Origin of the sequence: Streptomyces sp. AA1529, from assembly GCF_000280905.1 — a bacterium.
GTDB lineage: Bacteria > Actinomycetota > Actinomycetes > Streptomycetales > Streptomycetaceae > Streptomyces.
On record NZ_ALAP01000030.1, the window covers coordinates 94,460 to 121,346 of the forward strand.

Here is a 26,887-nt window from a genome sequence, read left to right on the forward strand (position 1 = left end):
CTGAAGCGGGTGACCAGCGAACTGCGCAGCACGCGGCGGAAGCTGGACGCGCTGGAGTCGGCCGAGCGGGAACCGCTCGCGATCGTCGGTATGGCGTGCCGCTTCCCCGGCGGGGTGACCTCGCCCGAGGAGCTGCACCGGCTGGTCGTCGACGGGGTGGACGCGGTCTCCGAGTTCCCCGTCGACCGCGGCTGGGACCTGGCGGACCTCTACGACCCGGACGCGGAGCGGCCCGGTACGAGCAGCACCCGGCACGGGGGATTCCTGCACGACGCGGCGGAGTTCGATCCTGCCGTCTTCGGCATGTCCCCCAAGGACGCGCTGGTGACCGATCCGCAGCAGCGGCTGCTGCTGCAGTCGAGCTGGGAGGCGCTGGAGCACGCGCGGATCGCTCCCTCCTCCCTGCGCGGCAGTGCCACCGGAGTCTTCGCCGGGGTGATGTACAGCGACTACGCGGCACGGCTGGCGCATGACGCGGGCGGGTTCGAGGGGCACCTGTTCACCGGCAGTCTGCCGAGTGTCGCCTCCGGTCGGGTGGCGTACACGCTCGGTCTGGAGGGTCCTGCGGTGTCGGTGGACACGGCGTGTTCGTCGTCGTTGGTGGCGTTGCATCTGGCGGCGGGGTCGTTGCGTGCGGGTGAGTGTTCGCTGGCGCTGGCCGGTGGTGTGGCGGTGATGTCCACCCCGCGGACCTTCGTGGAGTACTCGCGGCAGCGCGCGCTGGCGTCGGACGGCCGGTGCAAGGCGTTCTCGGCGGCTGCGGACGGTACGGGGTGGTCGGAGGGTGTGGGGGTGCTGGTGCTGGAGCGGCTCGCGGACGCGCGGGCCAACGGGCACCGGGTGCTGGCGGTGGTGCGCGGCTCGGCGGTCAACCAGGACGGCGCCTCCAGCGGACTGACCGCCCCCAACGGGCCCGCGCAGGAGCGGGTGATCAGGCAGGCGCTGGCGAGCGGCGGGCTGTCCGCCGCGGAGGTGGACGCGGTCGAGGCGCACGGCACCGGAACGGTGCTGGGCGACCCCATCGAGGCGCAGGCGCTGTTGGCGACCTACGGGCAGCAGCGCACCGAACCGCTGTGGCTCGGCTCGCTCAAGTCCAATATCGGCCACGCGCAGGCCGCGGCGGGTGTCGGCGGTGTGATCAAGATGGTGCTGGCGATGCGGCACGGGGTGCTGCCGCGCACGCTGCACGTCCAGGAGCCGTCCCCGCACATCGACTGGTCGGCCGGTTCGGTGGAACTGCTGACCGGGCAGCGTCCCTGGCCCACGGCCGACGGGCGGCCCCGCCGGGCCGGGGTGTCGGCCTTCGGCGCCAGCGGCACCAACGCGCATGTGATCCTCGAACACCCCTCGGAGCCGGAGTCGGAGGCGGAGGCGGACGACGCGGAGTCCGCGGGGCCGAAGGCGCCCCGCTCCGGGGCCGGGGTCCCGGCCCCGGTGGTGGTCTCGGCCGCGACCGGGACGGCGCTGCGTGCGCAGGCCGGCCGACTGCTGGAGCGGGTGGAGTCCGACCCGGACGCGGACCCGCTGGACATCGCCTTCTCCACGGTGACGACCCGCTCGGCGCTGGAGCACCGCGGCGTGGTCGTCGCCGGGGACCGTGCCGAGCTGCTGGCCGGCCTGGCCGCGCTGACGACGGGCGAGCCCTCGCCGCGGGTGGTCGAGGGGGCGGTGGCGCCCGAGTCCGGAACGGTGTGGGTCTTTCCCGGGCAGGGCTCCCAGTGGGCCGGCATGGCCCGGCGGCTGCGGGAGACCTCCCCGGTCTTCGCCGCCCGGCTGGAGTTGTGCGAACGGCTGCTGGACGAGCACGTCGACTGGTCGCTCTCGGAGGTCCTCGACGACGAGGCCGCGCTGTCCGAAGTGGACGTGGTCCAGCCCGCGCTGTGGGCGGTGATGGTCTCGCTGGCCGAGGTGTGGCGGGCCGCGGGACTCGAACCCTCCGCCGTGGTGGGCCACTCCCAGGGCGAGATCGCCGCCGCGTGCGTCGCGGGCGCGCTGTCCCTGGAGGACGGCGCCCGGATCTCCGCACTGCGCAGCCGCGCCCTGCGGGCGCTCAGCGGCAGCGGCGGGATGCTGTCGATCGTGGCCTCGCAGGAGTGGGTCCGGGAACGGATCGCACCACTGGGCGACCGGGTCTCGGTGGCGGCGGTCAACGGCCCGCACACGGTGGTCGTCTCGGGCGACCCCGACGGGCTGCGGGACCTCGGCAGGGTGCTGGCGAAGGCCGGGGTGATGCGGTGGAACGTGCCCGGGGTCGACTTCTCCGCGCACTCCCGGCACGTGGAGGCCCTGGAGGGCGAACTCGCCGACGTGCTGTCCGCGGTCGAACCGGGCCCCGCCCGGGTACCGTTCTGGTCGACGGTGACGGCGGGCCCGCTGGAGGGCACGGAGCTGGACACCGGCTACTGGTACCGCAACCTGCGGGAGCCGGTGCGGTTCGAGGAGACCGTGCGGGCCCTGGTGGCGGCCGGGTTCGGGACGTTCGTGGAAGTCAGCCCGCACCCGCTGCTGACCACAGCGGTCGAGGACACCGCGGACACCGAGGACACGGCGGACACCGTCCCGGGCGGCGGAGTCGTGGTGGCGGACACCCTGCGCCGGGACGAGGACGCCGCGCACCGGTTCCTGCTGTCCATGGCCCGGCTGCACGCGAGCGGCCGCGCCGTGGACTGGACACAGGCCTTCGAGGGCACCGCCGCCCGCACGGTCGACCTGCCCACCTACGCCTTCGAGCAGCGCCGCTACTGGCTGGAGACCCCCCGGCCGCTGCTGGAGGCCCCCCTCGACCTGGCGGACGGCGAGGGGACCGTGCAGACCGGACGGCTCTCGCTGAGCAGCCACCCGTGGCTGGCGGGCCACCGGGTGCGGGGCCGGGTCGTGGTGCCGGGCACCGCACTGCTGGAAATGGCGCTGCAGGCCGGGACGGACGGGGAGGTGGTGGACGAACTCACGCTGCTGGCGCCCGTGCTGGTGCCCGAGCAGGGCGAGATCGAGCTGCAGCTCCAGGTGGAGCCCGGTGACGGGAGCGGCCGCAGGCCGCTGCGGCTGTATGCGCGGGAGGCGCGGACCGACTGGCGGCTGCACGCGGCCGGGGCGCTCTCCGCGCCGACCGGACCGGCGGACACCGTCGGGCCGGACATCGCCGACTGGCCGCCCGCCGACGCCGAACCGGCCGACCTCGGCACCCGGTACGAGGACCTGGCCGCACAGGGCCTGGAGTACGGGCCCGGCTTCCGCGGCCTGCGGGCGCTGTGGCGGCGCGGCGACGAACTGTTCGCCGAGGTGGCCTCGGCCGAGCCGGTACGTGCGGCGCTGCTGGACGCCGCGCTGCACCCGGCGCTGGACCCGGAGACCGAGCCCGCGCTGCCGTTCTCCTGGCACGGGGTGCGGTGGCTGGACCGGGACGCGGCAGCGGAGGCGACCGGCCTGCGGGTGCGGCTGACGCTCCTGGCGGACGGTTCGGTGGCCGTGCTGGTCGCCGACGGCACCGGCCGCGGAATCCTGTCCGCCGACTCCCTGGCGCTGCGTCCGCTGAGCGCCGCCCAGGGCGCCCTCGCGGGCGGCGAGGCGGCGCTGTTCGAGCTGACCTGGCACCCCGCCGGGCCGGACGCGGTGCCCGCGGAACCCGCCGTGCCGGACGCGCACGGCGTCCCCGCGGACGTCACCGTGCTGCACTGCCCGACCGCCGAGGGCGACCCGCCCGCCAGGATCCACGCGGTGACCTCGGCGCTGCTGGACGAGTTGCAGACCTGGCTGGCCGGGACCGAGACCACCGGCGGACGCCTGGTGGTGGTGACCCGCGACGGCGTGCCGGCCGGCGACGGCGCGGACACCGGCGAGGAGCGGGCGGACGGTGCCGGAACCCGCGCGCTGCCGGACCCCGCGGCGGCCGCGGTGCACGGCCTCGTACGGTCCGCGCAGACGGAGAATCCGGACCGGATCGTGCTCGTCGACACCGACGACCCCGACGGGCTGCCGCGGGTGCTGCCGTCCGTGCTGGCGTCCGGCGAGGACCGGGTCCTGGTGCGCGAGGGCGGGATACGGGTGCCGAGCCTCGTCCGCACCCCGCCGCACGCCGGACCCGCCCGGGCCGCGTTCCCCGCCGACGGCACGGTGCTGATCACCGGGGCCTCCGGCACGCTCGGCGCGCTGGTGGCCCGGCATCTGGTGGCGGAGCACGGCGTGCGGGATCTGGTGCTGGTCAGTCGCCGGGGGGCGGCGGAACTCGCCGCCGAACTGACCGCCGAGGGCGCGACGGCGACCTCCGCTGCGTGCGACGTCGCCGACCGCGCGGCGCTCGCCGACGTGCTGGCCGCGATCCCCGGCGACCGTCCGCTGCGTGCCGTCGTGCACGCCGCCGGAGTGCTGGACGACGGCGTGCTCGGCTCGCTCACCCCGGAGCGGCTGCGCACCGTGCTCGCGGCGAAGGCCGACGGCGCCTGGACGCTGCACGAGCTGACCCGGGACCTCGACCTCACGGCCTTCGTGCTGTTCTCCTCGGTGGCCGCCACCCTGGGCACCGCGGGCCAGGGCAACTACGCGGCGGCTAACGCCGCCCTGGAGGCGCTGGCACACCACCGCCGCGGTCTGGGCCTGCCCGGGCTGGCGCTGGGCTGGGGTCTGTGGGCCGAGCGCAGCGCCCTGACCGGCCGCCTCGACGAGGCGGACCTGGCGCGGCTGGCCGGTGCCGGAGTGCGCCCGCTGGCCACCGAGGAAGGGCTGGCGCTGCTCGACGCCGCCGTGGGCGGCGACCGTGCGCACCTGGTCGCCGCCCGGTTGGACCCCGCAGCCGGGGAACCCGGCGCTCTCGCCGCGCTGTTCCGCGCCCCGGTTCCGGCCCGGCGCCGACGGCCCACCGGACTCACCGCCGCATCCTCGGCCGGGGGGCCGGTGGCCACCGGCGGCCGGGGCACGGACGTGGCGAGCATGTCCGAGGCCGCGCGCGAACGCTTCGTCGGCGAACTGGTTCTGCGGGAGGCCGCGGTGGCGCTGGGGCACGAAGCGGCCGACACCGTCGACCCCGACGCAGGGTTCCAGCGTCTCGGCCTCACCTCGCTCGGGGCGCTGGAGCTGCGCAACCGGCTCGGCGCCCGCACCGGGCTGCGGCTGCCCGCGACCATGGTCTTCGAGCACCGTACGCCGCGCCGGCTGGCGGCCTTCCTCGCCGGCCGGCTGGCCGACGCGGGGGCCGCGCGGGCCGCCGCGGTGGCCCGCACCGGAACCGCGGACCGGCCCGCTGCACCGGAACCGGCACCGGAACCGGCGGAGGGGCCGGCTCCGGACCGCCGTGCGGCCGCGGACGGCGCCGGGGACCGGATCGCGATCGTCGGCGTCGCGGGCCGCTACCCGCTGGCCGAGACCGTCGGGCAGCTGTGGGAGAACCTGGCGCGCGGACGGCACTGCATCCGCGAGGTGCCCGCCGATCGCTGGGACGCGGACGCCCACCACGACCCGACCGGCACCTGGGGCTCCTACAGCAAGTGGGCGGGCTTCCTCGACGACGTCGACGCGTTCGACCCGCTGTTCTTCCACATCTCTCCGGCCGATGCCGAGGCGATGGACCCCCAGGAGCGGCTGTTCCTGCAGACGGCCGCCGCCGTCCTGGAGGACGCCGGGTATCCGGCCGACCGGCTCGCGGCACAGGGCCCCGTCGGGGTGTTCGCCGGGGTGATGAGCAACGACTACGCGTGGCTGGGCGGTGAGGCCGACGCACTCGGCGTGCCGACGGACGCACATTCCCACCACTGGTCGGTCGCCAACCGGGTCTCCGCGTTCTTCGACTTCACCGGGCCGAGCCTGGCGGTGGACACCGCCTGCTCGGCGTCGCTGACCGCGGTCCATCTGGCCTGCCAGAGCATCAGGGCGGGCGAGTGCACCGCCGCGCTGGCGGGCGGCGTCAACCTGATCCTGCACCCGCAGCACCTGCGCGGCCTGGCCCGCGCCGGGATGCTCTCCCGCGGGGACCGGCTCAAGGCGTTCGGGGCGGAGGCGGACGGTTTCGTCGACGGCGAGGGGGTCGGCGCCGTGCTGCTCAAACCGCTGGCGGCGGCGGTCGCCGACGGCGACCGGGTGCTCGGCGTGCTCGGCGGATCGGCCGTCAACGCGGGCGGCGACGCGGGCGGCTACACCGTGCCGAAGGCGTCGGCGCAGGCCGAAGTGGTCCGTGCGGCGCTGGAGCGGGCCGGATTCGACGCCGAAAGCGTCGGCTACGTGGAGGCGCACGGCACCGGCACCCATCTCGGCGACCCCATCGAGGTCGCGGGTCTGGTGGAGGCGTTCGGCGGACCGGTCGACCCGGCGCACCGGGAGCAGCGGCCGACGACGGCCCTCGGCTCGGTGAAGACCAACATCGGCCATCTGGAGGCGGCGGCCGGCATCGCCGGGCTGACCAAGGTGCTGCTCCAGTTCCGGCACCGCAAGCTGGCACCCTCGCTGCACGCGGAGCGCCGCAACCCGGAGATCGACTTCGGCAGCACGCCGTTCGAGGTGCAGCAGTGCCTGGAACCGTGGTCGCGGCGGGGGAGCGGGGCGGACGACGCCGCGGCGGATGCGGCCGGCGGCGCTTCCGGGCCGCCGCTGCGGGCCCTCGTCAGCTCCTTCGGCGCGGGCGGGGCGAACGCCTGCGTGGCCCTGGAGGAGTACGTGCCGGCCGGGGCGCCCGAACCGCCGGAGGACACCGGGGAACAGCTGCTGGTGCTGTCGGCCAGGAGCGAGGAGCGGCTGGGTGCCTACGCGGCGGACCTGGCGGCCTTCCTGCGCGGTGGCGGCGGCCCGGACCGGTCGGGGCCGGAGAGCGGGGCCGCAGTGGACGCCGAAGAGCTGTGCGTGCGGCTGGCCGCCGAGGTGGCCGGGGTGCGGCCCGGCTCCCTCGAGGCGGCGGACGACCTCGTCGACTGCGGCTTCGGCCTGGCCGAGCGCGCTCACTACTTCACGCTGCTGTCCGAGGAGTTGGGCGCCGAGCTGCCCCCGGCCGTGCAGGGCGCGGACACCATCGGCGCCGTCGCCGACGCGGTGACCGGACTGCTGCCCGGTACGGGGAGGGCCGTCGACCCGGCGCTGCGGCTCGCGGACATCGCCCACACCCTGCAGTCGGGCCGCAGCGCCCATGAGTTCCGGCTGGCGCTGACCGCGGCTTCGGTGGCCGAGGCGGCGGAGCTGCTGGAGGCGTACGCGGCGGGCCACGCAGGGGACCGGGTCGTCACCGGGCAGGCCGCGCCGCACCGGGCACGTCCGGACGAGGCGGCGGCCGGCACTCTGGAGCAGGCGCTGACCCGCGGCGACGCAACGGCGGTCGCGGCGTGCTGGCTGGCCGGGGCCGAGGTGGACTGGTCCCGGATCGCCCCGGCGGGCGCCCGCCGGATCGAGCTGCCCGGCTACCCCTTCGCGCGCAAACGCTGCTGGATACCCCGGCTCCCCGCCGACCGCCGCCCGCTCCCGGGCGCCGCCCCGACCGGCGCGGCCCCGGCCCCGGCCGGCGCGGCCCCGGCCGCTGCGTCCCCCGAGCCGCCCGCGGCGGACGGGTCCGGCGGCCCCGGCGCCGAGCCGGGTCTCGACCCAGCCGTGGGCCGGGTGCTGGCCGGGTACGCGGCACTGGACGCGGCCTCGGTCTCCGGAGTGCTCGGCGCCTACCAGGAGATGGGCGCCTTCCGGCGTCCCGGCGAGCAGCACCGCGCCGAGGAGCTGCGCGGCGCGCTCCGCATCCGGGAGAAGTTCCGGCGGCTGCACGAGGCGCTGCTCGACCTGCTCGCGGACGCCGGATATCTGACCTACGAGGACGGCTGCTTCACCGCCACCGCCGCGGTCGGCCGTGCGGGGGAGTGGGAGGCCGCGCTGGAGCGCGCCGCGGCCGACTGTCCCGACATCGCACCCACCGCGTCCCTCAACCGGGAGTTCCTGCGGGTGTACCCGCGGCTGCTGCGTGCCGAACTGGTCGGGACCCAGGTGATGTTCCCCGACTCCTCGATGGAGCTGGTGCGGGACCTGTACCGCGGCAACCCGCTGACCGACTTCTTCAACTCGCTCGTCGCGGACGCCGTCGGGCGCCATCTGGCAGCCCGGCTGCCGCAGCTCGCCGAGCGGGAGACCTTCGAGGTCCTGGAACTGGGCGCCGGTACCGGGGCCACCACCGAGCGTGTGCTGCCGGTCCTGGCCGGGCACACCGACCGCGTCGGCTACGCCTTCACCGACATCTCGCCGCGCTTCCTGGACCACGGCCGCGAACGCTTCGCCGCACAGCACCCCGGTGTGCGGTTCCAGTTGCTCAATCTGGAGCGCGACCCGGCCGAACAGCGGATCGCCCGAGAGTCGGCGGACGCGGTGGTCGCCACCAACGTCGTCCACGCCACCCGGAACCTGCGGGACACCCTGCGCGCGATCCGCTCGCTGCTCAAGCCCGGCGGCCTGCTGGTGCTCAACGAACTGACCGCCATCCGCCCGTATCTGACGGTGGGCGGCGGCGTGATGGAGGGCTGGTGGGCCTTCGAGGACGGTGAGCTGCGCATCGGCGGCTCGCCGCTGGCCACCCCCGACCGGTGGGCGCGGCTCCTGGAGGAGGAGGGCTTCACACAGGTCGCGGCACTCGGCGCGGACGAGGCCGACCTGGGCCAGCGGGTGCTCGTGGCCCGCAGCGCACACCCCGTGACCGGTCCGTCCGCCGCGGTTCCGCAGGCCGCCCCCGCCGCGGAGACGCCGGCGGCGGGGCCGGTGCCGGCCGAGGGGGTGCAGGCCCGGCTGCGGGACCTGCTGGAGCGGATCCTGAAGCTGGACGAGCCGATCGACCCCGACCGCTCGCTCGCGGACTACGGTTTCGACTCGCTCAGCGGGCTGCGCATCGTCTCCGCGGTGGACGAGGAGTTCGGGGTGGCGGTACCGCTGGACGAGTTCTTCGAGCGTCCGACGCTGCGCGAACTCACCGTCCACCTGACCTCGGAGTGGCTGACCGGTACGGCCGAGCCGGCCACCGCGGCACCGGCCACCGCGGCACCGGCCACTGCCGAGCCGCTCGCCGCCGGTCCGGAAGCCGCTGCGCCGACCGCCGCCGAACCGCGGGCCGCCGCCGAGCCGCCGACCGCCGCGGTCCCGGCCGTGTCCGCGGCTCCCGTGCGGGCCCCGGCGGAGGTGTCCGCTCCCGTGCCGGCCGCCGCGTCGCCCGTCGACGCGGCGTCTCCTCCCGGTGCGTCACCCGCTGCTGCGCCTCCTGCCGGTGCGTCCCTCGCCGGTGCGTCGCCGGCCGCGGCGGAGGCCGCGCGCGTCCTGCGGCCCCGCGGTACCGGAGCGCGGACGTCCCACCCGCTGTCCGAGGGCCAGCGCGCCCTGTGGGTGATCGAGCAGATCGCCCCGGGCAACCATGCCTACAACCTGCCGCTCGCCTTCTGGCTCGACCGCGGCGTCGACGTGCTCGCCCTGCGCGTCGTCCTGCAGGACCTGCTCGACCGGCACGAGGAACTGCGCGCGACAATCCGCACCGGGACGGACGGGCCGTACGTCCGGATCGCGGACGAACCCGAACTCCCCTTCCAGCAGGTCTTCCTCACCTCCGTCGCGGAGGACGACCTGCGCGAGCGGGTGCGTGCCGACCTGCGCCGACCGTTCGACCTGGCCGAAGGACCGCTGCTGCGCGCGACGCTGTACACGCTCGGCGACGGTGCCCAGGCGCTGCTGCTGACCGTGCACCACCTGGTGCTCGACGGGGTGTCGATCCCCCTGCTGCTGGAGGAGGTCGACCGCGGCTACCGTGCGCTCCGGGCGGGGAGTCCGCTGCCCACCGACCGGCCGGAGCACACCTTCGCCGACTTCGCGGCATGGCAGCGCGACCTGCTCGACGGCCCCGCGGGCGACCGGCTGCGCGCGTACTGGACCGACCGGCTGCGGGGCCGCCGGACCTCCGTGGCGCTGCCGCTGGACCGCCCCCGGCCGCCGGTGCCCGGATTCCGGGGCGCCGCCGTGGAGGGGCGCGTCCCGGCGGAGGTCACCGAGCGGGTCCGCGCCCTGGCCGGCGGGGAGCGCACCTCGCTGTCCAGCGTCATGCTGGCGGTCTTCTTCGTGCTGCTGCACCGCTACAGCGACCAGGCCGATGTCGCAGTCGGCACCCCGACCGCGAACCGGCCGCCCAGCGGCTACGACGACGTGCTCGGGTACTTCATGAACATGGTCGTGCTGGCCGAGCGGGTGGACGGGCAGGAGTCCTTCCGCGAGCTGCTGCGGCGCACCCACCGCACCGTGCTCGGCGCGCTGGAGCACAGCGGCTATCCGCTGCTCACCCTCACCGAGGAGCTGCGGCGCGCGGAGCCGGGCGCGTCCGCGGGCCCGCTGTTCGACGTCGCCTTCTACTTCCACAACTGGACCCGCGACCTGCGCGGTGACGGGCTGGTGGGCGAGCGCGTCGACGGCGTGCACCAGGAGGGCGAGTTCGATCTGACCCTGGATCTGGTCGACCACCCCGACGGCTGCCGGTACACCCTCAAGTACAACCCCGACCTCTTCGACGCGACCACTGTGGAGCGCCTCGGGGAACACTTCGTCACCCTGCTGTCCTCCGCCGCGGCCGCGCCCGCGACCGCGGTCGGCGCGCTGGACCTGCTGACGGCCGACGAGCGGACCGCACTCGCGCCGCCCGCCCCCTCCGAGTATCCGGCCGACACCCTGGTCTGGCAGTTGGTGCGGAGCCAGGCCGAGGCCCGGCCGGGAGCGGTGGCCGTCCGCGACGAGACGGGCGAGCTGACCTACCGCGCGCTGCGGGAGCGCGTCGAGGCACTCGCGGCCCGGCTGCGCTCCGCCGGTGTCGGCCGGGGACGCACGGTCGGCGTGCTGCTGCCGCGCGACGCGGACCTGCCCGCGGCCCTGCTCGCGGTGCAGGCGGCCGGAGGCGCCTACGTGCCGCTGGATCCCGCCTACCCGCAGCAGCGACTGGAGTTCATGGCCCGGGACGCGGGACTGCACCTGCTGCTCACGCACTCCGCCGTCGAGGCGACCTGCGGGGACACGGTGCCCCGGCTGCTGCTCGACGGGGGCGCGGAGCCGCCCGCCGCCCCGTCGCCCGGGCCCGCGGACCCGTCCGACACCGCCTACGTCATCTACACCTCGGGGTCCACCGGCACGCCCAAGGGCGTACGCGTCCCCCACCGGGCACTGACCAACTTCCTGTGGTCCATGGCACGCGAGCCCGGATTCGGACCGGGGGACACCCTGCTGGCGCTCACCACGGTCTGCTTCGACATCTCGGGCCTGGAGCTCTACCTGCCGCTGATCACCGGCGGCACCGTGGAGATCCTGCCGACCGCCGCGACCAGGGACGGACTGCGGCTGCGCGACGCGGTCGAGCGCAGCGCCGCCACCGTGCTCCAGGCCACCCCGGCGACCTGGAGCATGCTGCTCGCCGCCGGATGGCGGGGTGACCCCCGGCTGACGGTGCTGTGCGGCGGCGAGGCGCTGTCCGCCGAACTGGCGGAGGCGCTGCTCGCGGGCAACCGGGAGGTGTGGAACCTCTACGGCCCCACCGAGACCACCATCTGGTCGGCGGCGGCCCGGCTCGCCCCCGGCGACCGGGTCACCGTCGGGACGCCGCTCGCCAACACGGCGCTGTACGTGCTCGACAGCGCGGGCAGGCCCGTCCCGACCGGGGTGCCGGGCGAGCTGTACATCGGCGGTCACGGAGTGGCCGAGGGCTATCTGGAGCGGCCCGAGCTGACCGCCGAGCGCTTTCTGCCCGACCCGTTCGCCATCGGGTCCGAAGCCCGGATGTACCGCACCGGTGATCTGGTCCGGCGGCTGCCCGACGGGCGGATCGAGCATCTGGGCCGGATCGACTCCCAGGTCAAGGTGCGCGGCCACCGCGTGGAGCTGGAGGAGATCGAGGCGGCCCTGCGGCGGCTGGCGGGTGTCCGCGACGCCGTGGTGGTCGCGCGTGGCACCGGCGGCGGCGACCGCTCGCTGCTGGCCTGCTGGACCCGGAGCGGGAGCGGCCCCGACCCGACCGCCGAGCAGCTCGCTGCCTGGCTGCCGGCGTACATGGTCCCGGACGTGATGATCCCGGTAACCGGCTTCCCGCACACCCTCAACGAGAAGGTCGACCGGGCCGCGCTGGCCGCCCTGCCGCCGGACGCGGTGCGGGCCCGCTTCGGCGTCTCCGGCGTCCGGGGGCCGGAGACGGGGGCCGGGGTGCCGTCGCAGCCTGCCCCGGGACCCGGCGCGCCCACCGCCGCGCTGGAGGCCGAACTGGCCGGTACGGTGGCCCGCCTCGCCGGCGTGCCGGCCGAGGAGATCGGGGCGCACACCCCGCTCGGCGAAGTGGGCATGAACTCGGTGACCTTCACCGCGCTCAGCGCCGAACTGCGCACCGCCTACGGCATCGACGTCCGGCCCACGCTGTTCTACCGCCGCGGCACCCTGCGGGCGCTGGCCGGGCACCTGTGGGAGCAGTATCCGGCGCAGCTCGGCGCGCGTTTCGGCGCCGCCGACCCGGCCGTCGTCCCGGCCGCCGGTCAGGCCCTCGCCGCTGACTCCGCCACGGCGCCGCAGCCCGCCGAGCCGCGTGCCCAGGAGCGGCGGGGCACGGACATCGCGGTCGTCGGCATGGCCGCACGCCTGCCCGACTCACCGGATCTGGCCGTGTTCTGGGAGCATCTGGCCGCCGGGAACGACCTGGTGAGGGAGGTGCCCGCGGACCGGTGGAGCGGACAGCGGTCCGGACAGCAGGGGCCGCACCCCCTGCGGGGCGGCTTCGTCCCCGACGTGGACTGCTTCGACGCGGCCTTCTTCGGGATCTCCCCCCGGGAGGCGGAGCTGATGGACCCCCAGCAGCGGATCCTGCTGGAGGTGGTGTGGTCGGCCGTGGAGGACGCCGGATACCGGCCCTCCGAACTGGCCGGCAAACGCGTCGGGGTGTTCGTCGCCGTCGCCAACAACGACTACCTGGAGGCCCAGCGGGCCGCCGGGCACGGCCCGCAGGGGCACACCGCCACCGGCGCGGCGCTGTCGGTGATCCCGAACCGGATCTCCTACATGCTGGACCTGCGCGGGCCGAGTATGGCGGTGGACACGGCCTGCTCCGGCTCGCTCACCGCGGTCCACCAGGCGTGTGCCGCGCTTCGGGACGGCACCTGCGACCTGGCGATCGCGGGGGGCGTCAATCTGATCCTCACGCCGAGCGTCTACGAGGTGCTCGACCAGGGCGAGATGCTCAGCCCCGACGGCCGCTGCAAGACGTTCGACAGCCGGGCCGACGGCTATGTCCGGGGCGAGGGTGTCGGCGCGGTGTTGCTCAAACCGGCCGACCGGGCCCGGCGGGACGGTGACGCCCCGCATGCCACGGTCAAGGCCGTGGTCGCCAACCACGGCGGCCGCACCACGTCACTGACCGCGCCCAACCCGGATGCCCAGGCCGAACTCCTGGTCGAGGCGTACCGGACCGCCGACGTCCCGGTGGAGTCCGTCGGCTACCTCGAGGCGCACGGCACCGGCACCGCGCTCGGCGACCCGATCGAGACGGCCGGGCTGTCCGCGGCCTTCCGGCAACTCCGCGCGGAGCAGGGCACCGAGGCGGCGCCCGGCTGCGCACTCGGCTCGGTCAAGACCAACATCGGCCACCTGGAGGCCGCCGCCGGACTCGCCGGAATGTTCAAGACGGTGCTCGCGCTCGGACACGGCACCATCCCGGCCGGCCTGCACTTCCACGAGCAGAACCCCCACCTGGAACTCGACGGCGGCCCGTTCGAGGTGGCCGCCACCGCCCGGCCCTGGCCGCGCCGGTACGACGCCGCCGGACGCGAGCTGCCGCGCCGCGCCGGGGTCAGCTCGTTCGGCTTCGGCGGGGCCAACGCACACATCGTGCTGGAGGAGGCACAGATGCCGGACGCCCGTGCGGAGGAGGCGGCCGAGCACGCCTACGTGCTGTCGGCACGCACCCCCGCTGCGCTGCGGAGCGCAGCGCAGCGGCTCGCGGACCACGTGGCGGACCGGCCCGTCCCGCCGGGCGACCTCGCGTTCACGCTCCAGACGGGCCGGGAGCCGATGGCGTACCGGCTCGCCGTGGTGGCGGACGGCGTGGCCGCGCTGCGGAGCGAGCTGGCCGCCTATCTGGCGGGCCGCCCCTCGACGGTGCGCACCGGACGGGCCGAACGGAACGCCACGCCGCGCACCGTCACCGCGGCCGGGGACCTGAGCGCGGCCGTCGACGCCTGGGTGGCGGGTGCCGAGGTCGACTGGGCCGAGCTGCACCGGGACGCGGCCCGCCGGCGGGTGCATCTGCCGGGCTACCCCTTCGCCCGCACCCGCCACTGGTTCGCGCCGCCCCAGGCCCAGCTCCCGGCCGCGGCCCAGCCCCCGGCCGCGGCTCCGTCCCCGGCTCCGCAGCCGGGAGCCGCCCGGCTGCACCCCACCCTGCTGGACTCCGAGGTCTCCCCATCCGCCGAGGGCTCCGCTCCCGGTGAGCGGGTGTTCGCCAAGACGCTCACGGGTACGGAGTTCTTCCTGCGCGACCACGTCGTCGGCGGCGAACGCGTGCTGCCCGGCGTCGCGTACCTGGAGATCGCCCGGCTGGCCGGTGAACTGTCCGCCGGGCGGCCGGTGCGCGGCGTCGACGGGTTGGTGTGGGCCGCGCCGGTGCGGCTGCCCGCGGCCGGCGGGCAGCGGCTGGAGGTCCGCCTCGGTGCCGACCCCGCGGGCACCGCCTTCGAGGTGCACAGCGCGGACGGCGGCCCCCGGGCCCATGCGCGCGGCACCCTGCTGCTCGGCTCGCCCGGACCGCGGCCCGCCGGGGTCGACGTCGCGGCGGTACGCGGCCGCTGCCCGGCCGTGCAGGACGGCGCGAGCTGCTACCGCGACTTCTCCCGGCTGGGCCTGGACTACGGCACGAGCTTCCAGGTGATCGAGGAACTCGCCGTGGGGGAGCGCGAGGCGCTGGCGGCGCTGCGCCTGCCCGCCGACCGCACCGCGGACGCGGGCGACTACGTCTTCCATCCCTCGCTGCTCGACGCGGCGCTGCAGACGGCGGGGCGGCTCGCGTCCGCGGCGCACGACCCGGCCCGCCCACTGCCGTACCTGCCCTTCTCGCTGGGCTCGGTCCGGCTGCACGCAGCGCTGCCGCAGCAGCTGTTCGCCCACGCCACCCCCGCCGCGGGCCCGCGCGCGGCCGGGACACTCTGCTTCGACGTGGCGCTGCTGGACCGCACCGGCGAAGTGGTCGCCACCCTCGACGCCTTCACCCTCCGGGAGCTGCCCCGCACCGACGCCGCGGGCGCGCCGGACGCGGTGGCCGCGTTCGAACCGGTCTGGCAGCCCGCACCGCAGACCCCGCGGGCACCGCGCGGGACCGTCCTGGTGCTGGACGCGGGTTCCGAGGGGGCGGCCGTGCAGGCCGCGCTGACCGTGGCGGGCGCGGACGTGCGGCGCCTCGTCCCCGACTCCGGGCCCGGCATCGAGGCGGCCCTCCGGGCGGAGACCGGCGCGCCGCTGCACGTCGTGCAGCCGGCCGGTGAGCACACCGACCCCGACAGCGCGCTGGAGCACGGCTTCCACACCGCCAGGGCGTTCCTCCAGGAGTGGCAGCGGCAGCGCCGCGGCGCGCTGCGCTACCTCTACGTGCACCGGGAACCGGCCACCTCGCCCGCCCACCCGGCCATGGCCGCGTTCGCCCGCTCGGTGCGGGCCGAGCATCCGGCGGTCGACTTCGGGGTGCTGGCCGTGGCGGACGGTCCGCTCGCGGACGCGGTGGCCGCCGAACTCGGCGCCGAGGGCGAGCCCGAGGTGCGGATCTCCGCCGCGGGCCGCAGCCGGCGCTCCTGGCGGCAGGTCGCGCTGCCGGCCGCGGACGCCTCGGCGTTCACCGGTCCTGGTGCCCATGTGATCACCGGTGGCACCGGTGCGCTCGGGCTGCTGCTCGCCGAGCACCTCGCGGGCGTGCGGCGCGCGGCGGGCCTGCCCCGGGGCGGGATCGTGCTCGCCGCGCGGAGCGCCCCCGGTCCCGAGGCCCGTGCCCGGGCCGAGGCGGCCGGTGCCCGGGTGGTGCCGGCCGACGTGGCCGACGGCGCCGCGGTGCGCGCGCTGCTGGCCGGGGTCCGCGCGGAGCACGGAGCGGTCTCCGGTGTCCTGCACGCCGCCGGGGTGCTCGGCGACGGGCTGATGCAGCGCACGGACCGTGCTGCCGCGGAGGCGGTGCTGGCCGCCAAGGTGCGTGGGACGGTGCTGCTGGACGAGGCCACCAGGGACGACGCACTCGACTACTTCGTGCTGTTCTCCTCCGTCGCGGCGGCGTTCGGCAACGCGGGGCAGACCGCCTACGCGTTCGCCAACTCCTTCCTGGACCACTTCGCCGAGCAGCGGGAGCGGCTGCGCCGCGAGGGCGTCCGGCAGGGCCGCACCCTCGCCGCCGGCTGGCCGGTCTGGGCGGACGGCGGCATGCGGATCGACGCCGCCGCGGAGGAGTACGTGGAGCGGGTGCTGGGCATCCGGCCGCTGGGCACCGCACCGGGGCTGGAGGCGCTGGAGGGCGCGCTGGCCGGCACCGCGCCCCGGCTGCTGCTGGCGCCGGGTGATCCCGTCCGGATCCGCACCGCGCTCGACGGCCGCTCGGCGCACGCCCCGGCCCCGGCGGTGCCGTCGCCCGCCGCCGCAGCGCAGCCGGGCAGCGGCGTACGGGAGCAGGCCGAGCGGGTGGTGCTGGGGATCCTGGCCGAGGAACTGCGGCTCCCCGCCGCGGAGATCGACCCCGCGGACTCCTTCGACCACTACGGCGTGGACTCGCTGCTGACCATGAGCGTGACCCAGCGGCTCGAAGCGCACTGCGGCCCGCTCTCGAAGACCCTGCTGTTCGAGTACGTGACGGCAGCCGAGCTGATCGACCACCTGGCCGCGGCACACCCCGACGCGTTCGCCGTGCCCGAGCAGCCCGCGCCGCCCCAGCACGCGCCCGCGCCGGAGCCGGTACCGGCCGCCGCGGCGGAAGCCGGGGCCGCCGTCGCCGGTGCGGCACCGGCGGCGCGGGGCGCGGTCGAAGCCGTCCGGCCGGCGGAAGGCGGCGCGGCCGGGGCCGGGGCCGGGGACGAGATCGCCATCATCGGCGTCGCGGGCCGCTATCCGCAGGCCGACGACATCGCCGAGTTCTGGCGCAACCTGCGCGCCGGCCGGGACTGCATCGAGGAGATCCCGGCCGACCGCTGGAACCACGCCCCGTTCTACGACGCGGACAAGTCCGCCGCCGGCCGGACGTACGGCAAATGGGGCGGATTCCTCCGCGGCGCCGACCGGTTCGATCCGCTCTTCTTCCGGATGTCGCAGATCGAGGCCGAACTCACCGACCCGCAGGAGCGGGTCTTCCTGGAGACCGTCTGGCACCTGCTGGAGGACGCGGGCCGCACCCGCGAGAGCCTGCGCGGCTCCCGTACCGGCGTGTTCGCGGGCATGATGTACGGCCAGTACCAGCTCTACGGCGTCCAGGAGGCGCTGCGGGGCGAGGGGCCGCCCCCGCACTCGTCCTACGCCTCGGTGGCCAACCGGGTCTCCTACTTCTTCGACTTCACCGGCCCCAGCGTCGCCGTGGACACGATGTGCTCCTCCGCGCTGGTCGCCATCCACCAGGCGTGCCAGGCCATCCGCGACGGCGACTGCGAGACGGCCGTCGCAGGCGGGGTCAACATCTCCACGCATCCGGCGAAGTACCTCCAGCTGGCCTGGCGCAGCTTCCTCTCCGAGGACGGCCGCTGCCGCAGTTTCGGCGCGGACGGGACCGGCTACGTCCCGTCCGAGGGCTCGGGTGCCGTGCTGCTCAAGCGCCTCGACGCGGCGCTCGCCGACGGCGACCGGGTGCTGGCCGTCGTCAAGTCGTCCGCCGTCAACCATGGCGGCACCGGCCGCGGCTTCAACGTGCCCAGCCCCAAGGCGCAGGGCGATCTGGTGCGCACCGCGCTGGACCGCGCCCGGATGCGCCCGGCCGACCTGGACTACATCGAGGCGCATGGCACCGGCACGGCCCTCGGCGACCCGGTGGAGATCACCGGCCTGCTGCGGGCCTTCGACGGCGACCTGCCCGAGCGGCTGCCGATCGGCTCCGTCAAGTCCGGTATCGGACACGCCGAGTCGGCGGCGGGCATCGCCGCGCTCACCAAGGTGCTGCTCCAGATGCGGCACGGCGAGTTCGCCCCGTCGCTGCACGCCGACGAACTCAACCCCAACATCGACTTCGCGGCGACCCCGTTCCGGGTGCAGCGCGACGGGGCGCCCTGGCCGCGCCGGCTGCGCGCGGACGGCACCGAGGCGCCGAGGACCGCCGGGGTGAGCTCCTTCGGCGCCGGCGGCACCAACGCGCACATCATCCTCCAGGAGCCCCCCGCGGCGCCCGAGCGGCCGGCCGCCCCGGCCGGTCCGCAGCTCGCGGTGCTCTCCGCGCGGGATTCCGACCGGCTGGCCGAGCAGGCCCGCCGCCTGGCCTCCCGGCTGCGCACCGAGGGTGCCGGGTGGGCCGGGCACGAGGTCGCCTGGACGCTCCAGTCCGGCCGTGAGGCCATGGCGCACCGGCTCGCCGTCCGGTTCGAGACGCTCGGTCAGCTCACCGCGCGGCTGGCCGAGTTCGCGGACGGAGGGCAGCCCCAGGAGAGCTGGACCGGGGTGGTCGACCCGCGCAAGCCCGCCGGGGGCGACCCGCCCGGGAACGATCCGGCCGCCTGTGCGGCGGCCTGGACCTCCGGACAGCCGGTCGACTGGAGTGCGCTGCACCCGGGACCGCTGCCCCGCCGGGTGCCGCTGCCCGGCTACCCCTTCGGCGGCGAGCGGGTCCGGCTGGCCGCGGCGGATGCCGAACTCGCCGCCGTCGGCGCGGCGCCGGTGACCGGTACGCCGTCGGCGCCCGGCCCGGCACCGGTCACCGGGGCCGGGCCCGCGCCCGGCCCGTCCCTCCCGTCCGCGGGACCCGCCGCCGGGCCCGCCGCCGGATCCACCCCCGGACCCGGCACCCCGGAGGCCGGACCCGCCGCCGCAGAGCTGCTGCTGACCCGGGACTGGGTCCCGGCGGAGCCCGCCGGGCGCGGCGCCCCGCCCGCGTGCACCGCGGTCCTGGCCGCCCCCGGCACCGAGGAGCTGGCCGCCCGGCTGGCTGCCGCGCTCCCGGCCGCCGACGTGCTCGGCACCGCCCGGCTCGACGCCGAGCTGGCCGATCCCGGGACCCGCTGGGACCGCTACGACGCGGTGGTCGACCTGGCGGGCTGCGCCGGATCTGCCCTGCCCGTCGACGGCCCGGCGCTGTACACCTGGCTGCGCTGGCTGCAGCAGGTCGTCGACCGGGGCAGCCGCGAGCTGCGCGCGCTGCTGGTGTCCCGGGGCCCGGAGTCCGCGCTGGGCGGCGCCTCCCGAGTGGGCCTGTACCGGATGCTCCAGAGCGAGTACCGGCAGCTGCGCTCCCGGCATGTGGACGTGGGCCCGTGCGGGGACGAGCAGCTGTGCGCCCGGGTGGCCGGTGAACTCGCCCTCGACAGCGAGGAGCCCGAGGTCGCCTACCGCGAGGGCGTCCGCCACCGGGCGTCGCTGCGGACGCTGCCGCCCGCCGCGCCGCGGACACCGCGCTTCCCGGAGGGCCGCGTCCTGTGGGTGACCGGCGGCACCCGCGGGCTCGGGCTGCTGACCGCCCGGCACTTCGTCGCCCGGCACGGTGTGCGCAAGCTCGTCCTGACCGGCCGCGAGGAACTGCCTCCGCGCGCCGAGTGGGCCGCACACCTGCGCGCGGACACCGCGCTGGGCCGCAAGCTCCGCCCGCTGGCCGAACTCGCCGACCAGGGCGTGCAGCTGGAGGTGCGGGCCGTTCCCCTGGAGGACCCCGCGGCGCTCGCCCGGACCCTGGCCGACGTGAAACGCGAGCTGGGCCCGGTGGGCGGGGTGATCCACTGCGCCGGTGCCACCGACTCCGAGAACCCCGCCTTCGTCCGCAAGACCCCGGAGGACCTGGCCCGGGTGCTCGGCCCGAAGGTCTTCGGGCTCGACGCGCTGACGCAGTGCTTCCGCACGGAGCCGCTGGAGTTCTTCGTGCTGTACTCCTCGGTCACCGCCGCGGTCCCCGCGCTGGCCGTCGGACAGAGCGACTACGCGCTGGCCAACGCCTTCCTGGACGAGGTCGCCGCGGCGCGGCCGCACGGGCTGCCGCTGATCAGCGTGCAGTGGCCCAGCTGGCGGGACACCGGCATGGGGGAGGTGCGCAGCGCCGCCTACCGCGCGTCCGGGCTCGCGGCCCTCCCGGACGCGCAGGGACTCGCGCTGCTGGACCGCGCCCTGGCCGCCGGGGAGCGGGTGGTCCTGCCCGCGGCGGTTCGCGCGGACGCCGACTGGCGCCCCGAGCTGCTGACCGGCCGCCGGGCGCCGGCGTCCGGAGTGCGAGCGGCCGCGCCCGCCGCGGACCCGGCAGCCCCCACCGGAGGGCGGAAGGCCCCGGGCCGTACGCGACCCCACGGCGAGCCGGCCGCCGCGGATCCGGCTCCGGCCGAGCCGGGCGCCCTCCTCGCGGCGCGGGAGGCGGTGGCCTCCTGGCTGCTCGACCGGCTCGCCCTGGAACTCCGCTTCGACCGGGCCAAACTGTCGCCCGACGTGCCCGTCCAGGACTTCGGCATCGACTCGATCCTGGTCACCCAGCTCGTGCAGACCCTCGCCAAGCAGCTCGACGTCTCGCTCGACCCGACGGCGCTGCTGGAGTACCCGACCGCCGACGAGTTCGCCGAGCACCTCGCCGAGGAACACCCCCGGCAGCTCGCCGCGGTCTTCGGCCGTTCCGCAGCCGGCACCGCGGAGCCCGTGGCACAACCGGCACCCGCCGTCCCCGGATCGGCCCCGGACGCCACGGAGTCCGGCGCGGCGGGGTCCGGACCGGACCGGGACCGGGCCGCCCCCCGAGGGCAGGCCGCACCGCGCGGAGCGGACACCACCGGGCGGGACGACATCGCGGTGGTCGGACTCTCCTGCCGCTTCCCCGGCGCAGCCTCCGCGGACGAGTACTGGGAGCTGCTGCGGCAGGGGCGCAGCGCGCTGCGCCCGCTCCCCGAGCAGCGCTTCGGCGGGCTGCACGGCTACCACGCGGGACTGCTGCCGGAGGAGCTGCGCTTCGACCCGGAGGCGTTCCTGCTGTCGGAGGCGGATGTCGCCGCCATGGATCCGCAGGCGCTGCTGCTGCTGGAAGAGGTCGACCGGGCCGTCCGGCACGCCGGATACCGGCCCCAGGAGCTCAAGTCGCGGCGCGTGGGGGTGTATGTCGGCGGACGGGCCACGAGCGCACCGGACGAGGCGCTGGTGGACCGGGCGGCGAACCCGGTGATGGTCACCGGCCAGAACTATCTGTCGGCCAACGTCTCCCAGTTCTTCGACTTCCGCGGCCCCAGCGTCGTCGTCGACACCGCCTGCTCCTCCGCGCTGGTGGCGCTGGACATGGCCGCACAGGCCCTGCGGGCCGGGAGCCTCGAGGCGGCGGTGGTCGCCGGGGTCAGCCTGCTCGCCGACGACCGGGCGCACCGGATCTTCGCCCGGCGCGGTCTGCTCAGCACCGGCGCCGCGTTCCACCTCTTCGACCGCCGGGCCTCGGGGCTCGTCCTGGGCGAGGGCGCCGGGAGCGTGCTCCTCAAACCGCTGGCACGGGCGCAGCAGGACGGCGACCGGGTCCTCGCCGTCCTCAAGGGCGTGGCGATCAACAACGACGGGCGGACCGCCGGCCCGGCCACACCGAGCCTGGAGGCCCAGAAGGGAGTGATGGCCGAGGCACTGGCACACGCCGGCCACCTTCCCCACGAGGTCGGCTGGGTGGAGGCCAACGGCTCCGGATCGACCGTCGCCGATCTCCTCGAACTCAAGGCGGTGCAGGCGGTGTACGGCGCCGGGGCGGAGCGCCCGGTCTCCCTCGGCTCGGTCAAGCCGAACATCGGTCATCCGCTGGCCGCGGAGGGGATCGCGGCGCTCATCAAGGTCGTCCTGATGCTGCGGCACGGCGAACAGGTGCCGTTCGGCTCCGGACAGGAGCCGCTGGAGCACTTCGACCTGGCCGCCTCCGCGCTGGACTTCCCCCGCGGGCCCCGCCCGTGGCCCGAGTCGGCGCCGCTGGCCGCGCTCAACTGCTTCGCCGACGGCGGCACCAACGCGCACGTCGTGCTGGCGCCCGCGCCCGAAGCCCGCCACCGCGTCCGGACTCCACTGCCGGAACCCGAACTGAACCGGAGGACCGTCATCCGAGGAACCACCGCACCGGGGGCCGCGGCCACCGGCCTGTTCTGGGACAAGTACCGATGAGCACCACGCAGCCGCCGCACGGCGGGCAGCCCCTCGTCTTCGCGTACGCCGGCCAGGGCTCCCAGTACTACGGCATGGGCAAGGAGCTCTACGACGCCGAGCCGGTGTTCCGCGCCGCGCTGGACCGCTACGACACCGCCGTGGCCGAGGAGCTGGGCGAGTCGGTGCTCGCCAGGATCTTCGACCCGGCGAAGCCGCGGAACCATCCGCTCCTGGACACCCGGATCACCCACCCCGGCATCGTCATGATCGAACTCGCGCTGACGGAGACCCTGCGCGCCGAGGGCATCGAGCCGGACCGGGTCCTGGGCTGCAGCCTGGGCGAGTACACCGCGGCCGTCGTCGCGGGCAGCCTCGACCCGGTGGACTGCCTGCGGCTGCTGGTGCAGCAGGCCGACCTGGTCGGCGCGAGCCCGCCCGGCGGCATGCTCGCCGTGCTCACCGGAACCGACGTGCTGGACCGGGTGCCCGAGCTGCGGGTGTGCGAGATCGCCGCGCACAACTATCCGGGCAGCTTCGTGGTGTCGGGGCCGGAGGCGGATCTGGCGCGCGCGGAGGCGGCGTTGCGGGCCGCCGACGTGCTGCACGTCCGGCTGCCGGTCGAGTACGCCTTCCACTCCCGCCTGATGGACGAGGCGCTGGACACCTGCCGGGCGACCTTCGAGGGGGTGGCGCTCGCCCCGCCGCGCATCCCCTGGACCTCCTGCGTGGACGGCGCCCCGGTGCGAGAGGTGACCGCCGACCACTTCTGGCGGGTCGCCCGGCGGCCGATCGAGTTCGAGCGTGCGGTGGCCGCGCTGCGCGAGCGGGGCGACTTCCTCTACCTGGACCTCGGGCCGGCGGGGACGCTGCACAACTTCCTGCGGCAACTGCTCCCCGAGGACGGCCGGTCGGTGTCGCTGCCGCTGCTCAGCCAGTTCGAGAAGGACACCGAGCTGCTCGCCGGAGTCCGCGCCCGTGCCGCCCGCACCCCCCGGCGGCAGCCCGCCGCCGCGGCCACCCGCGGCGCGGACGCTCGCGCCGAGGACCGCCCCACGACGGTCCGGGACACCACCGACCGGCACCCGGCGGACCGCCCCGCGAAGGTCTACGGCTTCCCCGGCCAGGGCTCCCAGCGCCGCGGGATGGGCAAGGACCTCTTCGGCCGGTTCCCCGCGCAGACGGCACTCGCGGACGAGGTGCTCGGCTACTCCATCGAGGAGCTGTGCGTCCGGGACCCCGAACGGCGCCTCGCCCGGACCGAGTTCACCCAGCCCGCCGTCTACGTGGTGAGCGCCCTCGGCTACCTGGACCGTGCGGCCCGGGACCCGGAGCCGCCGGACTTCCTGGTGGGCCACAGCCTGGGCGAGTACGCGGCGCTGTTCGCGGCCGGGGTCCTCGACTTCGAGACCGGTCTGCGGCTGGTGCGGCGGCGCGGCGAGCTGATGGCCGAGGCGGACGGCGGCGGCATGGCCGCGGTGGTCGGGACCGACGAGGCGACCGTCACCCGGCTGCTGGCCGACCCCGCCCTGGCGGCCCTGGACCTGGCCAACCACAACGCGCCGGACCAGTTCGTGATCTCCGGCCCGGCCGAGGGCGTCGACGCGGCCTGCGCCGCCTTCGACGCGGCAGGAGCCCGCACCGTCCGGCTGCATGTCAGCGCGCCGCTGCACTCCCGCTACATGCGCGGTGTGGCCGAGCGGTTCGGCCCGTTCCTGGACGGCTTCGAACTGCGCCCGCCCGCCGTCCCGGTGCTCGCGGGCGTCGACGCCCGCCCGTACACCCCCGACACGCTGAAGGAACGGCTGACGGCGCAGATCGCCGCGCCGGTCCGCTGGACCGACGTCGTCCGCGCGGTGCGGGAGCACGGCGAACCCGACTTCGTCGAACTCGGCCCCGGACGGGTGCTCACCAAGCTGGTCGAGCGCATCACCGCCGCCGAACCCGCCCCGTCGGCCGGTCCGGCCGCTCCGGCCGCCCCGGCGCCGTCCGCCGGGACCACAGCGCCCGCACCGGCCCCCGCACCGCCCACCGGGGAACCGGCCCCCGCGGCCCCGGCGGCGGGCGCGGAGCAGCACCCGGCGCCCGCGGTCACCGCGGACGGCCTCGGAGCCCGGAGCTTCCGCGAACGGTACGGGCTGCTGCGGGCCTACGCCGTGGGATCGATGCACGGCGGCGTCTCCGGACCGGAGCTGCTCCGTGCCACGGCCAAGGCCGGACTCCTGGGCTTCCTCGGGACCGGCGGGCTGACCCGGGGCGAGCTGGAGGGCCGGCTCCGCGAACTGGAGCCGCAAGCCGCCGTCGGGGCCAACCTCGGCTACCGGCACGGCGCTCCGGAACGCGAGGCGGAGCTGGTCGACCAGCTCCTGCGGCACGGCGTCGACCTCGTGGAGGCATCCGGGTTCCCGGTGCTCACCGAGGACCTGGTGCGCTTCCGGCTCAAGGGCGGCCGCGTCCTGGCGAAGGTCTCCAGAACCGACATGGCCGCCGCGTTCCTCGCGCCGCCTCCCGAGCGGCTGGTCGCACGGCTGCTGGACGCCGGGGCCGTGACCGCGGCCGAGGCGGCGGCAGCGGCGTCCCGGCCGATGGCCGACGACCTGTGCGTCGAGGCGGATGGCGGCTGGCAGTGCGTCGGCGCCGATCTGCTCACCCTGCTGCCCGCGGTCCTGCGGCTGCGCGACGAGGCGGCGCCGCCCGGCCCCCGCGTGCACGTGGGCTGCGCCGGAGGCATCGGCACCCCGGAGGCGGCCGCGGCGGCGTTCCTGCTCGGCGCCGACTTCGTCCTGACCGGCTCGGTCAACCAGTGCACGGTCGAGGCCGCCACCAGCGACCACGTCAAGGACCTGCTGCAACAGGCGCACCAGCACGACGTGGACACCGCGCCCTGGGCCGACCTGTTCGAACTGGGCGGGCAGGCACGCTATCTGAAGCGGGGCCTGCTCTTCCCGGCCCGGGCGACGAGGCTGCACGAGCTGTGGCGGCGGCACACCTCGTTCGCCGAACTCGACGAGGCCACCAGGGAGCGGATCCTCGACCGCCGACTGGGCGGAGAGCACCCGCCGCCCGCGCCACCGGGCCAGGACGGCAAGGCGGAGCTCGCGGACCTGTTCCGGAACTACTTCGCCCGCGGCTTCCGGCTCGCGGTGCGCGGGGACGCCGCGGACCGGGCCGATCACCTCGTCCACTGCGGCCCGGCGATGGGCGCCTTCAACCAGGCCGTCGCCGGAACCGGGCTGCACCCCTGGCGGGCCCGCACGGTCGAGGCCGTCTGCGACGTCCTCCTGGACGGCGCCGCGGAGCACGTCGCAGCCCGGCTGCGGAGCTTCGGCGGGATGCGGCAGGAGCGGCCGGACCCGAGCCGACGACCAGCGAGGAAGGAGGCGGTGCAGTCATGAGCACCGTTCCGCAGGACCAGCCCCTGATCTACTACCCGTTCACCCCCGAGTTCATGGAGGACCCCTACCCGCACTACGCCGAACTGCGTCGGCAGGTGCCGGTGCACGAGCATCCGGGCGGCTTCTGGATGCTCTCGCGCTACGCCGACGTGGACGCGCTGCTGCGCTCCAAGCACTCGGTCGACCAGCGCCATGTCGCCCCCGGGCCGTTCCGGGACGCCTACGCGAGGGCCGGTGTCTCGGAGAAGCCCAGGCTGAAGGGCCTGGCACTGCTGGACCTGGACCCGCCGGACCACACCCGGCTGCGCAAGCTGGTCACCAAGGCGTTCACCGTCCGTGCGATCAACGGCCTGGAGCCGATGGTCCGCGAACTGGTCGACGAGGCCCTCGACGGCATCGCGGCGGCCGGCGGCGGCGACCTGGTCGAGGAGCTGGCCTTCCCGCTGCCGTTCACCGTGATGACGCGGATGCTCGGCATGCCGCCGATCGACACCAAGCACCTGCGGATGCTCACCAGCCTGCTGATGCGCTCGGTGGAACTGACCACCGACCCGGAGGTGATGCGCGTCATCGAGGCCGCCGACGCGGAGATCTTCGAGGTGGTCGGCGACGCCGTCTCGCGCAAGCGCGACGATCCCGGTGACGACCTGCTCACCGCACTCATCGCGGCCGAGGACGACGGGGACACGCTGAGCCACGACGAACTGGTCGCCCAGGTCACCACGTTGTTCGTGGCCGGCTACGAGACCACGGTGAACCTGATCTCCGGCGGCACCCTGGCGCTGCTGCGCAACCCCGACCAACTGGAGCTGCTGCGGGCCCGGCCCGGGATCGGGGAGAACGCGGTCGAGGAGATGCTGCGCTACGACCCGCCGACGCACAGCAGCCGCCGGATCACCCTGGAGCCGTACCACGTCGGCGGGTACGAGATCCCGGCCGGTTCGATGGTGCTCGCCAACCTGGCCGCGGCCAACCGCGACGAGGAGTTCTTCGGCCCCGACGCGGAGGAGCTGCGGCTGGAGCGGGAGAACGCCCGCAAGCAGCTCTCCTTCGGCGGCGGGATGCACTACTGCCTCGGTGGCGCACTGGCGCGCATCGAGGGCCGGGTGGCGATCGGCGAACTCGTCCGCCGCTTTCCCGGACTCGCCATGGACGGTCCCGTCGAGTGGAACGGCCTGCTCACCCTGCGGGGCGCGGAGCGGCTGCCGATCCGCGTGTGAGCCCGCGCTCCGGTGCCGGCGGGCGGGCACCGGAGCCGGGCACCGCACCCCGGA

Annotated in this window: 2 protein-coding genes and 1 pseudogene; all 3 read left to right on the forward strand. The window is 75.9% G+C overall.

The window, feature by feature from the left end:
- A pseudogene (locus A949_RS38955) lies at positions 1-22,239 on the forward strand (amino acid adenylation domain-containing protein); the annotation flags it as partial.
- Positions 22,236-25,613, forward strand: coding sequence for an ACP S-malonyltransferase (gene fabD / locus A949_RS0108585; RefSeq protein ID WP_019355594.1), 3,378 nt, complete (start codon positions 22,236-22,238; stop codon positions 25,611-25,613). The pseudogene A949_RS38955 and the gene fabD, both read left to right, overlap by 4 nt.
- Complete coding sequence (locus A949_RS0108590; protein WP_019355595.1) at positions 25,610-26,833, forward strand: cytochrome P450; 1,224 nt, start codon at positions 25,610-25,612, stop codon at positions 26,831-26,833. The genes fabD and A949_RS0108590 overlap by 4 nt, the downstream gene beginning before the upstream one ends.
- Positions 26,834-26,887 lie beyond the last annotated feature (54 nt).

Excerpts from the sequence above, each read along its gene's own strand:
- A949_RS0108590 (WP_019355595.1), top strand. The coding sequence starts at position 25,610 with ATGAGCACCGTTCCGCAGGACCAGCCCCTGATCTACTACCCGTTCACC.
- fabD (WP_019355594.1), top strand. The coding sequence starts at position 22,236 with ATGAGCACCACGCAGCCGCCGCACGGCGGGCAGCCCCTCGTCTTCGCG.